Annotated in this window: 1 pseudogene; it reads right to left on the bottom strand. The window is 70.6% G+C overall.

The annotated features are described in order from the left end of the window. Positions 1 to 252 (bottom strand): annotated as a pseudogene (locus tag KVS69_RS20020) (ABC transporter permease); the annotation flags it as partial.

Raw genomic sequence — 252 nt, 5'->3', positions numbered from 1 at the left:
TGGCGAGCGCCGAGGCGAGCGGCGCGTTGAGGTTCTTGATCGCCTCCTGCAGCACCAGCATGCCGGTCGTCCAGACCTTCTTGCCGCCGAGCAGGGTAGCGGAAACATAGGCGGAGGAAGCCATCAGGAAGACGATGATTGCGCCGGAGCGCAGGCCGGGCAGGGGAAGCGGCAGGGCGACGGTGGGGAAGCGCACGGCAGGCGAGGCGCCGAGGCTTTCGGCCCCCTCGGGCACGCGGGGCGAGGGGTTCC

This window comes from Stenotrophomonas sp. GbtcB23 (genome assembly GCF_019091045.1).
Taxonomy (GTDB): Bacteria; Pseudomonadota; Gammaproteobacteria; order Xanthomonadales; family Xanthomonadaceae; genus Stenotrophomonas; species Stenotrophomonas rhizophila_A.
The sequence above is the reverse complement of the archived record's forward strand: the minus strand, read 5'-3'. Positions and strand labels throughout refer to the sequence as shown.